Source organism: Variovorax sp. GW823-FHT04F07, from assembly GCF_058795995.1.
Genome location: NZ_JBXAIG010000003.1, coordinates 517,395 through 530,731 on the forward strand (window position 1 = coordinate 517,395; position 13,337 = coordinate 530,731).

The window sequence follows — 13,337 nt, forward strand, 5'->3', positions numbered from 1 at the left end:
GCTCCGTCAGCTTGGTATCCAGAGGTGACGGGCGCATTTACAATGCCTGCCGCATTCCCCTTCCCCACCAACGAGGTCTTGTCCGCAATGCCCAAGAGCCCCCGGCCTCGCGCCCGCTTCAGCTTCTCCCCCACCGTGCGCGCCCTGCTCCTGGCCGTTGCGGCCTGCGGCGCCGCGCTTCCCGCGCTGGCCGCGACCGAGCACGAAGAGGTCGACCGCCTGATGCAGTCCGGCAAGCTCGACGAGGCCATGACCAAGGCCGAGGCCTTCCTCAAGGACAAGCCGCGCGATCCGCAGATGCGCTTCCTGAAGGGCGTGATCCAGCTCGACACCGGCAAGCGCGCCGAGGCCATCGCCGCCTTCACCCAGCTCACGCAGGACGCACCCGAGCTGCCCGAGCCGTTCAACAACCTCGCCGTCATCTACGCGAGCCAGAACCAGTTCGACAAGGCCCGCAACGCCCTCGAAAGCGCCATTCGCACCAACCCCAGCTACGCCACCGCCCAGGAAAACCTCGGCGACGTGTACGCGCGGCTGGCCAGCCAGGCCTACAGCAAGGCGCTGCAGCTCGACCAGAACAACACCGCCGTGCAACCCAAGCTGGCCGTGATCCGCACGCTCTTCACCGCCCCGCCGGCGGCCGGCTCCAAGGGCTCGACCCTCGTGGCTTCGGCCACGACGACGCCCGCACCGGCACCGGCTGCGAAGCCTGCCCCGGCGCCTGCGCCCGCACCGGTCGCCAAGGCACCTGCTCCGGCCCCCGTGCCCGCGCCTGCGCCCGTCGCCAAGGCGCCGCCTGCGCCCGCGCCGGCACCTGCCGCCGCGCCTGTCGCACCACCCGTCAAGATGGCCGCAGCCCCCGCGCCGGTCGCCAAGACGCCTGAACCGGCACCAGCGCCTGCTGCAGCCCCGGCTTCCAACGCCGAGATCGAATCCGTCGTGCGCGGCTGGGCCTCGGCCTGGGCCAGCCAGGACATGGACCGCTACCTCGCCGCCTACGGCAGCGACTTCGTGCCCGCCGGCGGCCAGAGCCGCAAGGCCTGGGAAGAAGACCGCCGCGCCCGCATCGTCGGCAAGTCCAGCATCAGCGTGAACCTCGAGAACCTCGCGATCAAGGTCGACGGACAGACCGCCACCGCGAAGTTCCGCCAGGTCTACCGCGCCGACAACCTCAACATCGCGAGCCGTAAGACGCTCGAGCTGCAACGCTCCGGCAACCAGTGGCACATTCGCAAGGAAAGCGTCGGCGGCTAGTGGCAGACATCGTCCGGCACGGCCGGCTTCAGACCCTCCCGTTCCCGCTGCGGAGCGGGAAGCTGCTCGCGGCCTTGACGGCCGCTTCTGCGCTCCTGCTGGCCACGCCCGGCGCCGCGCTCGCAGCCAACAACAGCAACAGTTCCAGCAAGTCGGCCAACGCCAAGACCAGCGGCACCAAGGCCGCCAAGGCGGGCGGCAGCCGTGCGTCCGCCAAGGAAGCCCGAGGCGCCAAAGCCGGCAGCGGCGCCAGCAAGACGCAGCTGCAGGCCAAGGGCAAGCGGTCCGCCGTCGCAGCAGACAACGCGGGCGCCACGCGCCCGGCCCGCAAGACCGCCAGAACCGCCGCGCCGCTGCAGGAAGCCAGCGGCGCCGAGGCCCGCCTGATCGGCGTCTACGAACTGTTCGGCCGCGGCAAGACCCGCGAGGCGCTGGCCAAGGCCCAGACCCTCGTGCGCGACCACCCGAACTTCCAGCTCGCGCAGCTCGTGTACGGCGACCTGCTCGCAGCGCAGGTGCCGCCCTCGAACGCCATGCCCGACACCGCCGGCATCGCGCGCCTGCGCGGCAACCCGGCCATGGTCGAGCTGCACGAGGAATCGCGCCGCCGCCTGCAGGCCCTGCGCGAACGCCCGCCCGCCGGCACCGTGCCCTCGCAGTTCCTCACCCTCTCGACCCGCAGCCGCTTCGCCATTGCCGTCGACGCCTCGCGCTCGCGGCTGTACCTGTTCGAGAACTCCGACAAGGGCCTGAAGCTCGTTGCCGACTACTACATCTCCGTCGGCAAGTCGGGCACTGACAAGGCCGTCGAAGGCGACGCGCGCACCCCGCTGGGGGTGTACTACATCACCAGCAGCCTCGACCCGCGCTCGCTGAGAGACTTCTACGGCGCCGGCGCCCTGCCCATCAACTACCCCAACCCGTACGACGTGCGGCGCGGCAAGACCGGCAGCGGCATCTGGCTGCACGGCACCCCGCCCCAGCAGTTCGCGCGGGCGCCGCTGGCCAGCGACGGCTGCGTCGTCATGGCCAACCCCGACCTCAAGCAGCTGCTGCGCAAGGTCCAGATCGGCGCCACCCCCGTCGTCACCGCGCGCAGCCTGCAATGGATTTCGCAGCCGCAGGCCGAAAAAGAAACAAAGAAATTCGCCGATTCAATTACCGCCTGGAAAGACGCGCGCGCCAGCGGCAATGAAGCGCAATTGAAAAAATTCTATTTGCCGGATTTCCAGCGTGCCAGCCGCAAGCCCGTCGATGCCGATGCGGTACTCCGCGACGAATTGACCTACGCACAAGGTAAACGAGTGCAAATCAAGGACACGTCGTACCTGCACTGGCGCGACACCGAGGACACCATGGTCGCCACCTTCGGCGAGGTGTTCGAGGGCGAGAAGAACGGCCGCACCCGCCGCCAGTACTGGCTGCGCCAGGGCGGCGAGTGGAAGCTCTTCCACGAAGAAATCCTCGGCTGAGCCCACATCACCGAAGGGGTCTCGGCCCCAAAAGTGTGATTTATTGCCCAAACGGAGCCGCCTTGTCGAGTGTTACAAATTGCACTCCTAGGTACCGCGCTACGTAACACGTAACGGGCATGTTCCCGTAACGCTCAACGTCCGGACGTTCCCACGCCCGTAACGTGTTCCCCTCGTCCATGCAAGGCTGCATGCGGTTTACAGAGGGAAACGAACATCTCCAGACTGTGAATAAGTGACCTTTTCTGCCCCGTTGCGGGGGCCGAACGAGGCTGGCCGCCTTCCTGCTTTACCCCTCCGAGTAGCACATCCGGGACTCGATCCGGTGTGTTTCTCCTGTTGATACACGGAGTTACGCTGTATAACATCCACCGTGCCAGCCTTTGTTAACACTTCCTTTCAGGAGATCACCATGCTTAGTTCTATTACTCGTTTTCTGCGCGATGAAGAAGGTGCTACTGCAATTGAATATGGAATTATTGCGGGGCTGATGGCCGTCGTTTTGGTCGCTGCATTCAGTACAACCGGTGGTCTCGGCGACGAGCTGAAAAAATTGTTTGGCAAGATTGCAACCAAGCTCAGCAGCGTTACTTTGACTTGAACGTCGTATTCCTCCTCTGGCTGAGTTTTGCCGTGGTCTATGACTTCCAGAGGCGCCGCGTTCCCAACTGGTTAGTGCTCGCAGGCGCCACCCTTGCAATTGGGGCACTGGCCTTGGATGCAGGACCCCTCGGGCACGATTGGAAAGCGGCGCTTCTTGGCGCGGCAGCAGGCTTCGGCTTCCTCATCCTCTTCTACGCAACGGGTCTCATGGGAGCAGGCGACGTGAAGTTCGCCGGCGCCCTGGGACTGTGGGTCGGCCTGTCGGCCCTGATACCGATCTGGATCGTCGCCAGCCTGATGGCCGGCGCCCATAGCGTCCTCTGGCTCGCCCTTAAGCGCTGGCCCTTCTTCCCGCGACTTGCCTTCTTGCTTACCGGCCCGTCGCGAACAGCAGAATCCGGCGCCCCGACGCGGCGGCCTCGCATCATTCCCTATGCGGCCTATCTCGCGTTGGCCACGGCGGCATGGATGGCTTGGGGGCGACAGAGCTAGCCACAACTAGCTCTGCCCCGACTCGCAGGCACTTCATCTCTTTCATCGTGATCGCTTGCTCCCCTCCTTCAGTTCGCCGCCCATGATCAACCTCACCAAAATCATCGCTGCCGTTCTCGTGCTTCTGGCCTTTGCACTCGGAGGCTATGCATGGGTTCTCAGCCGCAAGGCACCGCCTCCGCCGCCAGCAGCCGCAAGCGCTGGCGCAGCGACTGCCAAGACTTCGCAGGCGCAGACATTCCCCGTGGTCGTCGCCTCCAAGCCGCTGCCAGCCGGTGAGGCGATACCAGTGGACGCGCTGCGTGTGGAACAACTGACGATCAATCCGACCGGGGCCTTCAAGGAGACCGCGTCTCTCGCCGGCCGCGTCCCGGTGATCGACCTGGGCGAAGGCTCGCCTCTGTTGGAAGGGCAGTTGGTTTCCGGTCTGGCTTTGCGCGTTGCCGAGGGCGAGCGCGCCGTGGCGATCAAGGCTGACGAGGTTATGGGTGTGGGCAACAAGGTCCAGCCTGGCGACTTCGTCGACGTGTTCTTGATGCTGAAGTCAGACAGCAAAGATATCGACCGCAGTCAGGCGCGCTTACTCCTGTCACGCAAGCGTGTGCTGGCCTTCGGCACTGCATCCATCGACGGCTTGCCTTCCAAGACCGACAAGAACGGCAACCCCCAGGCGCAGCAGCAACGCGCCGAGGCCGCACGCACAGTCGTGCTCGCGGTGCCGGTGGACGACGTCAATCGTTTGACGCTCGCCGAGAACAGCGGCCGCCTGCTGCTGGCGCTGCGCAATCCCACCGACATGTCGGAACCCGATCCAAAGCTGTTCGCCGAATTGCCCACCGCCCTGCAGCCCGTACAACCGAAGCGCGGCGAACCGCCGCGCGCCCCGCTCGAAGGCTTGGACCGCGCCCAAGCTGGCCTGACGGCTGCCGATTTCGTGACCGGCGGCAAGCCCGGCGCCCTGCGCGCGCCCACTGCCCCGGCACGGCCCGTCGCAACAACCAGCACCGGCGGCAGCCGCGGCGGACTCCCGGTCGAGGTCATTCGCGGCGATCGAAGCGAAACCATCCACTATTGATCGGCGTCACCCTCATGCACGCCCCGCACGAAAAAAACACCATGCCGCATCCTCCCCGCGCGAAACCTAACGCTCCAGTCCATGCCCTGCGCCCGACCTTCGTGGCGCTGTGCCTGCTGGCACCGGGCATCTGGCCTGTTGCGTCCTCGGTCGCCAATGCGCAAGCCGTCGCTTCGGGGGCGCCGATCCAATTCCGCGTCGATGCCGGTACGCAGAAGGAATTGCTGATCCCGAAGGGCATCGAGCGCATGGCCATTGCCGACGAAGCGGTGGCTGGGGTCGCGCTTACCCGCCAAGCGCCGAACTCACCGGCCGCACGCCTGATCGTGACAGGCAAGGTCGCAGGGCGGACCACGCTGATGGTCTGGGAAAAGGGCCAGTCGACCGCCACGGTGTATGCGCTCGAAGTACGGCGTCACGCTTCCACCGTCACCGGCTCACTCAGCAGCATGGATGCCCATCAAGAGGCGCGCGATGTTGCCTTGGCGAGCAACGGAGAAAAAACGCCCCTAATCGACCGCTCCATCGTCAACGTGCGCAGCAACACCGTGCAGGTAGAGGTGAAGGTCGTCGAGTTCAACCGCAGTGTGCTCAAGCAAGCGGGCCTCAACATCTTCAGCACGCGCGCTAATTCCAACGGGTTCAGCTTTGGCTCTTTCACGCCGGCATCACTCAAGTCCGCGACGTTCGCGCCGGATGGAAGCATCAGCGGCGAATACAGCAACCCGCTCGCACAAGCCTTCAGCCTGCTGTTCAACTTCGGCAAGGCCGGCATTGGACTGAACGTCGGCTTCCTCGAAGGCAATGGCATGGCGCGCGTGCTCGCCGAGCCCACGCTGGTGGCGCTGTCGGGCCAGAGCGCCAGCTTCCTGGCCGGCGGAGAACTGCCCGTGCCCGCCCCGCAGGGGCTTGGCTCCACGAGCATCGAGTACAAGCCCTTCGGCATCGGTCTCACAGTCACTCCCACGGTACTCTCGAACGAGCGCATCGTGCTGAAGGTCGCACCGGAAGCCAGCGACCTCGACTACACCAACTCGCTGAGCATCGGCGGTGTGGCCGTGCCGGCCATCACCACGCGCCGCGCCGACACCACGGTCGAACTCGGCGACGGCGAGAGCTTCATCATCGGCGGCCTAGTGAGCCGCACCACCACCTCGAACGCGGACAAGGTGCCACTGCTCGGCGACATCCCGGTACTCGGTACGTTCTTCAAACAGAACAGGTACCAGATGAGCGAGAAGGAACTGGTCATTCTCGTCACACCGCACTTGGTGAAGCCGATCGCACGCAACACCGACCTCACACCGTACCTTCCCGGCGGCGCCGAGCAGCGCGATGGCCCCGTGTGGCGCGCTCACCTTCTGGGGCCGGCCTCTGGCACAACAGTGCCGGGCTTCTCCCGTTGATGGAAACCAGCCGTTCGCGACCTGTGGCCGACGCCATGAATGCCCCCCGTGATCACCTTCCAGAGACCGGCGCGGAGACCTATCTCTTCGCCTCCCCCAACGACGGCCACATCACGTGGTTGACCGACGCCCTTGCCAGACTAGGTGCGGTGGTGATGCTGTCGCCCGACATCAAGTCGCTCGATGAGCGCATCGCTCTGCTCAGCCCGGCGGCCGTCTTTCTCGACTTCTCTGGTGACCACGCCGAAGCTGCAAGCGAATTGCACCAACGCCTCAAGCGTGACTGGGCAGCACTGCCTGTGCTGGCAACGGGCGTCTCAGTCGAGCCGGCGTCGATGCTGGCCGCGCTGCGTGCCGGCGTGGACGATTTCATCGACATGGCCGCACCGCAGACCGATGCGGTCAACACACTGCGCAAGCTGCTTGAGCGACGCAGCAACCTGTCGATCGGCACGCGTGGAAGCACCATCGCGCTGCTGGGCGCCCGGCCAGGCATCGGCGTGACCACGCTCGCGGCCAGCCTGTCGCTCGTGCTCAACGATCAACTGGCGCAGCCAGCACAAGCGTCGGCCAAGACACCGGGCCGTAGCGCGCGACATGGCGTGGCCCTGCTCGACCTGGGCCTGCCTGCACGCGACGGCCTGCTCTATCTCGACACGCAGAGCAGTTTCAGCTTCGTCGATGGCGTGCGCAACCTGCGCCGCCTCGACCAGACACTGCTGCAGACCGCTCTCGCGCATCACGCCAGCGGCATCGCGGTGTTGCCATTGCCCGCAAGCCTCGCACAGGTACGCGAAATCTCGCACGCCGACTCCGTCGCGCTGATCAAACGGCTGGGCGACTTCTTCGATTTCCAGATTGCCGACCTTGGCGGCTTCTCGACCATCGACTTCGTGGCACAGACGGTGAAGGAAGCCCAGCGTTCCTGGGTCGTGTGCGACCAAAGCATCGGCGCCATCGTGTCCACCGCAACCATGCTCAAGGAACTGCGCACACGCGGCATCGAGACCGATCAGCTGTCGCTCGTTGTCAACAAGTTCGACGGTCACGTGGGGCTTTCGGCCAAAGACATTGCCGAGCGGCTCGAACTGCCGCTTCGCCACGTGTTGCCGGCACGCAGCGCCCAATTGCTCGGCGCCGCAAGTCGCGGCGAGATGCTGGTTCGCATCGCGCGCAACGACCCGTATTCACAGGCGGTGACCAGCCTCGCACGCGGCCTGCACCAAGAGTGCGCGACAGGCACGGCGCCGGCGCCAGTCGGAACTACGCGCTGGACTTCGACGCTGATGTCGAAGGTCACTGGCTTCCGGAAGAGCCCTACCCAAGGTTGAACAGCCCATGTCCACTGATATCGAATTTGCCGACGACGACCAGGCGTTCATCAACTCCCAGCAGTTCCAGGACATCAAGAGCTGGACGCACGACCATCTGTTGAGTCGCATCGAAGAGCTAGGCGCGGAATTTGGCCGCTGGTCGCGCGCATCGATCCAGCAGTTTGTCGAACTGGAGGTCGACAGTTTCGTGCGCCTGCGCCGCGTGCCAATCAACGACCGCGAGATGCAGCTCATCGCCGATGCGCTGACCAAGGAGCTGGCAGGCTTCGGCCCGCTGGAAGATCTGCTGAACGACCCGGCCGTCGAAGACATCCTGATCAACGGCTACCAGAACGTCTATGTGTCGAGGCACGGCATGCTGGAGCGCGAAACGCTGCGCTTCGCGGATTCCGAGCACGTGATGCGGATCGTGCGTCGCATCCTGGCACCGCTGGGCCGTCGCCTCGACGAGGCCAATCCGATGGTAGATGCGCGATTGCCCGACGGTGGTCGCATCAACGTGATCATCGAGCCGTTGGCGATTGACGGACTCTCCGTTTCGATTCGAAAGTTCCGTAAGGAGCCGCTCACGCCAGCTGACTTGGTGAAACTTGGTACCTTCGATGCTGGCATGGCGCAACTGCTCGAGATCGCGGTGCGCGCACGCTGCAACGTCCTCGTGAGCGGCGGCACCAGTTCGGGTAAGACTTCGCTGCTCAACGCGTTGGCCAGCTTCATTCCGGCACGCGAGCGCGTGATCACCATCGAAGACACCGCCGAACTCTCGCTCAGCACCAGTCACGTGGTGCGGCTGGAAAGCCGCCCCGGCGGGTTCGACGGCACGGGCGTGGTCTCGATCCGTGACCTGCTTCGCAATAGCCTGCGCATGCGGCCGGACCGCATCATCGTGGGCGAAGTGCGCGGCGCCGAAGTCATCGAGATGCTGCAGGCAATGAACACCGGCCACGAAGGCTCGATGGGGACGATCCACGCAAGCTCGCCACGCGAATGCCTCTATCGCCTCGAAATGCTTGCAGGCTTTGCTGGCTACCAAGGAAGCGAAGTGAGCCTGCGGCGTCAGATCGCCAGCGCGATCGACTTCATCGTGCAGATCGGACGGATGTCGAATGGTCAGCGCCGCATCATCTCGCTGAGCGAAGTTACCGGCGTGAACGACAACGTGGTGGCGATGCAGGAACTGTATCGCTACGAGCCGATCATTTCACCCGACGGAGAGGAGCGCGACCGCTGGGTGTCTCTCGGCATTGCGCCGCATTCTCCGAAGATCACACGATTCCGGCAGTCGCTCGCACGCACACAGCAGGGAGAGCATCGTGCGTGAGGTCGTGCTGCTCGGTGTTGCCGTGGCTGCGTTGCTGCTGGCAGCGTGCGGGTTGTTCCTTTGGCAGTGGGCGAAGAAGCGGCAGACGCAACACGCTGTCGAGCGGCATCTCGATCAGCAGATCCAGGCTGGTACGGGCTCCTCGGCTCCAGCAGCCTTCTCTGCGATGCTGCCTACGCGGGCAGCCGAGCCAATCGGCAACCTCAGCTCCGGACTGACCACCGACCCATGGCTCGAGACCGAGGCTACTGCTGCAGCGGCTGCTCGGCCCAAGCGATGGCTCGACCGGATCATGCCCGGCTGGCTGGTTGGCGTGGTCGAGCCCCAGATACTCGTACTCGGCTTCTTGGCCGTTGTGGCGCTGTCACTGGTTGCCGGCCTCTTCGGTGGCTGGCTCGCCGCGTTCGCTGCACTGCTCCTGTTCGCGTTGGCTGGAACTTTCGCAATTTGGCTTCGGTTGCAAAAGATGCGCCGCAAGCTGGTTGGTCAGTTGCCCAGCTACATCGACGCCATGGTTCGCCTGATCACCATCGGCAATTCGACGCAGGCCGCCTTCCAGCTTGCGATCGGCAGCACGCAGGAGCCTCTGCGCGGTCACTTGGAGCGCTCGGCTGCGCTGGTGCGCGCAGGTGTCGACTTGGACAAGGCCCTGCACCAGACCGCCACCAATGTACGTGTCGAAGAGATGTTCCTTCTCTCGTCAATCCTCGGGCTGGGCGTGCGCTATGGCGGGCGGGCTGACCTGCTGCTGGAACGCGTAGGCAACTTCATGCGCGATCGCGAGCAAGCCGAGCACGAACTGGTGGCGATGTCATCAGAAACACGGCTTTCGGCCTGGATTCTGGGGCTGCTGCCTGTGGGGGTCGGCGCTTTCATGATCATGAATAACCCAAGCTATTTTCTTGGAATGTGGAACGACGGCACCGGCAGGGTGCTCGTCTTCACAGGCGTTGGGCTTCAGGCACTGGGTGGCCTGCTGTTGTACCGCCTTGCGAGGATCGCATGATGCTGACACCCAGTGTGTTGACCGCCATCAGCCTGGGTCTGCTGGCGCTCGGGCTGCTTTTGGTGGGCGGTACGTTGATTGCATCGGAGTTGCGCCGCGCGCGCAGCGGCCATGTGATTGGCAAGGCGATTCACCAAGGCACCATCTCATCGGCCACAGGCACCACCGAAGTCGACACGGAGTTCGGGGGGCAGTACAAGCCTGACGTCGAGTTGCCATTCCATTGGCTGGATTCGCGCCTCGGACGTGCATTCGTTGCTGACGAAGACCGCAACCTTATCGATCAGTGCGGGCTGCCTTCTCAACGCGCGCAGTTGGTATTTCTTGTCACTCGCATCCTGCTGGCGATCTTGTTGCCGTTGCTGGCACTGGTCTTCTGGAGCCCAGGGCACAAGCAAGGCACAGTCATCCCTGCGCTTGCCGCACTCTTCGTGATCGGCTTCATGGGTCCGAAATGGCTGCTGGGTCGATTTGCCGCAGGTCGGCGAATGCGGGTGGCCAGAGAGCTACCGCTCTTCGTGGATCTTCTGAGATTGCTGCAAGGCGTGGGCATGAGCCTGGACCAGGGCTTGCAGGTCATGGCCAGCGACTTCTCACATGTGCTGCGCGTGCTGGGGTACGAATTGACGCTGGCCAATCGGCAGTACGCGCAGGGCCGTACGCGTGAGCACTCGCTGCACCGCCTTGCCACGCTGCACAAGAACGAGAACTTGCGCAGTCTGGTTGGGCTACTGGTGCAAGTCGATCGTCATGGCGGTGCGGTCCAGGAGCCGCTGCGCGCTTTCAGCGACCGCCTTCGCGAGCATCGTCGCTCTGAAATGAAGGAACGCATCGGCAAGATCACCGTAAAGATGACCGGCGTCATGGTCATCACACTGCTGCCTGCGTTGCTGATCGTGACCGCAGGCCCCGGCTTCATCGCCATCTTCCGTGCATTGGGGAGCGTCGGCCAATGAGAGCACCCTTCAAGCTATCTGTACGCATCGCATGGCCATCCGTGGCCGTGGGGTTGGTTCTGGCTGTTTCCGGCTGCGCGGCCACCAAAGACCACTACGCCGCTAGCGAAGACGCCCAGCAGCGGCAAGCCTTCGAGGCCGCCAGCGAAACGAAAACTGGCGCCAATATCGACACTCAGGCGACCTACCTCAAGGTCGTCGGCCAGATGCAGCAACAGGGCTTGTGGTTCGCGTCGCTGGCACACATCGACGCGTTGGAGCAGCGCTGGGGCATCACGCCCGACTCCACCCGTGTGCGCGCCGACGCGCTGCGCCAGACCGGCCAGGCCGAACTCGCGGAGGTCGCCTACAAGCGCTTGCTGACCACGCCGCAGGAAAGCGCAGGCTACAGGGGCCTGGGACTTCTGGCCGGCGCACGCGGCCACTACGCAGAGGCAGTGCACCTATTCAAGCAAGCGCAGCGCCGCACGCCGACCGACGCATTGCTGTTGAGCGATCTGGGGTATGCAAGCCTGCGCGCCGGCCAGTTTGAGGAGGCACGGCTGCCGCTGATGCAGGCCTTGCAGCTGCAACCTGACAGCAAGCAGGCACAAGCCAATGTGGCGCTTTACCTCGAGGCCACGCATCAGCAGGAACAAGCCACGGCCCTGATGGATGCGAACCGCATGCCTGAAGCCACGCGCGCCGCCGTGCGCACAGCTGCGTTGCAGATGCGCGGCGTCGGGACCTCAGCCGCCTGGGCCCCCTCGGCGGCCACCACGGCACCGGCATCTGCCATCGCATCGACCGGCACCTCCACGACGCTGCTGCGTGATGAGCCCACCTCCGTCCCGCTCGCACTCAAGCCCACCCGCTGGGCTGGAATGGGCGGCGTACGCACCGCTAACCAGCTGAACCCGCCGGTCTCGACCGCAGACACGCCTCTTTCGCCCAATCCGACCTCACGAGGTACCCCATGAATAACAACCAGTCTGCCAACCGGATGTCCGCGCTGTCCGCGCTGTCCGTCTGCGCGCTGGCAGCGGCATTTCTCTTTGTGACGGCAGCGGCCTCTGCGCAGACCGCCAACGCAGGCGCTGGTCAAGGCGGCATCACTCCTAGTCAGGCATCAGCGGTGACCGGAGCCGGTCCCGCTGGGCCGACATCCTCTCCACAACCGGCGCAGGACACTCCAGCAGCCGAGGAGGGACAAGAGGCCTTCGATCTCCCACACCAGGTCGGCGATGCGACATTGAGCCTGCTTGCCTGGCAACGCAGCGGCGACATCGCATCCAAGACGCAGCGCCCTATTGCGGGCAATGTCGCGCAAAGAAGCTATGAGCGCTATCTGAAGAGCTTCGAGTACTCGATTCCGGAACGCATGAGCTCAACGGTCAAGACCACCACTGGCGGCGGGAAGTAAGGAGCCGTTTCTCCTACGCCTCTGACACTCCGAAAAGCACCATGAACGCGACCCGCGCTTTCACATCGCCGCGCTTCCAGCGCGGCGTGTACGCGATCGAGTTCGCGTTTGTCTTCTTGATCTTCTTCACCATCCTTTACGCCATCATCTGCTATGGCATGCTGTTCGCGTTTCGGATAGGGCTACAGAACGCTGCAGAAGATGGGGCACGAGCGGCGCTTCAGTACCAGAGCAACGTAGAGAAGCGGAGAGCGCATGCAGAAAAAATTGCAACCGTTCAAAGCGGTTGGATGCCCTCCGTTGTCACAGTAAGCGCGACGGCGAAAATTTGCTCGGCAAGCGACAACAAATGCGCGACCACTGCACCTTATCCGTGCGGAATCACATGGAGTCATCGCTGTCAGGTCACGGTCTTCGTGCAGGCAAGCAATCTGAATTTGCTTTTGCCCCCGCTGCCTAGCTTCGCGCTGCCAGCCAAGATCGCTGGCAGCGCCAGCATGCTGCTTGACATGAGGTCCGAGCCATGAGGACGGTGCGGCACCAAGCGTGTTGTGGACACCGCAAGCAGCGTGGTGTCGCAGCCATCGAGTTCGCTCTTGTCTTCATGACTCTCTTTCTCGTGATGTACGCGCTGGTGACCTTCGGTGCCGCGCTCTATATCCAGCAGGCCGTCTCACGTGCCGCCGAAGATGGCGCCCGTGCTGCGGGGCTCTTGCCGCACCCTCCAAATGCGGTCAATGTCAAGGAGGCTGTAGTCGAATCCCTGGCTCGCTCACTCGTCATCCCCGCTTCCGCAAACGCAGACACGGCGAGTCGGAAAAGCTGGATCTCAGGCCACGTCACCATCGAGCCTTGCACGGTTGCAGCGGGAGCGACCAGTTGTGTAGTGACCATTACCTACCCTTATACGGGTGACGCCCGCATCCTTCCCTCGATGCCGCTGCTGGGTGCTGGCAATTGGATCGAGCAACTGAAAGGCAGCGCCACTACGGCGCTCAGGACATCGTGAGAGCCCC

General features: G+C 64.1%; 14 protein-coding genes. All 14 read left to right on the top strand.

Annotated elements, in window-relative coordinates; all coding sequences use genetic code 11:
• Positions 1-87 precede the first annotated feature (87 nt).
• Entirely contained in the window at positions 88-1,254 is a 1,167-nt protein-coding gene (locus AC1RAA_RS17755) for a nuclear transport factor 2 family protein (protein ID WP_492730955.1), read from the top strand.
• On the top strand, positions 1,254-2,726 hold the full coding sequence (locus tag AC1RAA_RS17760; RefSeq protein ID WP_492730954.1) for a L,D-transpeptidase family protein: 1,473 nt from the start codon (positions 1,254-1,256) through the stop codon (positions 2,724-2,726). The genes AC1RAA_RS17755 and AC1RAA_RS17760 overlap by 1 nt, the downstream gene beginning before the upstream one ends.
• 412 nt (positions 2,727-3,138) lie before the next feature.
• Entirely contained in the window at positions 3,139-3,327 is a 189-nt protein-coding gene (locus AC1RAA_RS17765; protein ID WP_489061757.1) for a Flp family type IVb pilin, read from the top strand.
• The gene (locus tag AC1RAA_RS17770; RefSeq protein WP_489061587.1) at positions 3,324-3,821 is read left to right on the top strand and encodes an A24 family peptidase; all 498 of its coding nucleotides are present in this window, start codon (positions 3,324-3,326) and stop codon (positions 3,819-3,821) included. The genes AC1RAA_RS17765 and AC1RAA_RS17770 overlap by 4 nt, the downstream gene beginning before the upstream one ends.
• A gap of 82 nt (positions 3,822-3,903) precedes the next feature.
• Positions 3,904-4,896 carry a Flp pilus assembly protein CpaB gene (gene cpaB, locus AC1RAA_RS17775; RefSeq protein WP_492730952.1) on the top strand — a complete coding sequence of 331 codons (993 nt, stop codon included), beginning with the start codon at positions 3,904-3,906 and terminating at the stop codon, positions 4,894-4,896.
• 41 nt (positions 4,897-4,937) lie between these two features.
• The gene (locus AC1RAA_RS17780; RefSeq protein ID WP_492731299.1) at positions 4,938-6,302 is read left to right on the top strand and encodes a type II and III secretion system protein family protein; all 1,365 of its coding nucleotides are present in this window, start codon (positions 4,938-4,940) and stop codon (positions 6,300-6,302) included.
• A 35-nt stretch (positions 6,303-6,337) separates the two neighbouring features.
• On the top strand, positions 6,338-7,633 hold the full coding sequence (locus AC1RAA_RS17785) for a CpaE/TadZ family protein (RefSeq protein WP_492730950.1): 1,296 nt from the start codon (positions 6,338-6,340) through the stop codon (positions 7,631-7,633).
• Between the two features lie 7 nt (positions 7,634-7,640).
• A complete protein-coding gene (locus AC1RAA_RS17790; protein ID WP_492730948.1) occupies positions 7,641-8,957 on the top strand; it encodes a TadA family conjugal transfer-associated ATPase in 1,317 nt (438 codons plus the stop codon).
• A complete protein-coding gene (locus AC1RAA_RS17795; RefSeq protein WP_492730946.1) occupies positions 8,950-9,963 on the top strand; it encodes a type II secretion system F family protein in 1,014 nt (337 codons plus the stop codon). Before AC1RAA_RS17790 ends, AC1RAA_RS17795 begins: the two co-directional genes overlap by 8 nt.
• Positions 9,960-10,919: a type II secretion system F family protein gene (locus tag AC1RAA_RS17800; RefSeq protein WP_492730944.1), complete on the top strand. Its 960-nt coding sequence runs from the start codon at positions 9,960-9,962 to the stop codon at positions 10,917-10,919. Before AC1RAA_RS17795 ends, AC1RAA_RS17800 begins: the two co-directional genes overlap by 4 nt.
• Positions 10,916-11,878 carry a tetratricopeptide repeat protein gene (locus AC1RAA_RS17805; RefSeq protein WP_492730942.1) on the top strand — a complete coding sequence of 321 codons (963 nt, stop codon included), beginning with the start codon at positions 10,916-10,918 and terminating at the stop codon, positions 11,876-11,878. Before AC1RAA_RS17800 ends, AC1RAA_RS17805 begins: the two co-directional genes overlap by 4 nt.
• A complete protein-coding gene (locus AC1RAA_RS17810; protein ID WP_492730940.1) occupies positions 11,875-12,321 on the top strand; it encodes a DUF3613 domain-containing protein in 447 nt (148 codons plus the stop codon). Before AC1RAA_RS17805 ends, AC1RAA_RS17810 begins: the two co-directional genes overlap by 4 nt.
• 41 nt (positions 12,322-12,362) lie before the next feature.
• The gene (locus tag AC1RAA_RS17815) at positions 12,363-12,848 is read left to right on the top strand and encodes a TadE/TadG family type IV pilus assembly protein (protein WP_492730939.1); all 486 of its coding nucleotides are present in this window, start codon (positions 12,363-12,365) and stop codon (positions 12,846-12,848) included.
• Positions 12,845-13,330, top strand: a complete 486-nt coding sequence (locus AC1RAA_RS17820) for a TadE/TadG family type IV pilus assembly protein (protein ID WP_492730937.1) — start codon at positions 12,845-12,847, stop codon at positions 13,328-13,330. The genes AC1RAA_RS17815 and AC1RAA_RS17820 overlap by 4 nt, the downstream gene beginning before the upstream one ends.
• The last annotated feature ends 7 nt before the right edge of the window (positions 13,331-13,337 follow it).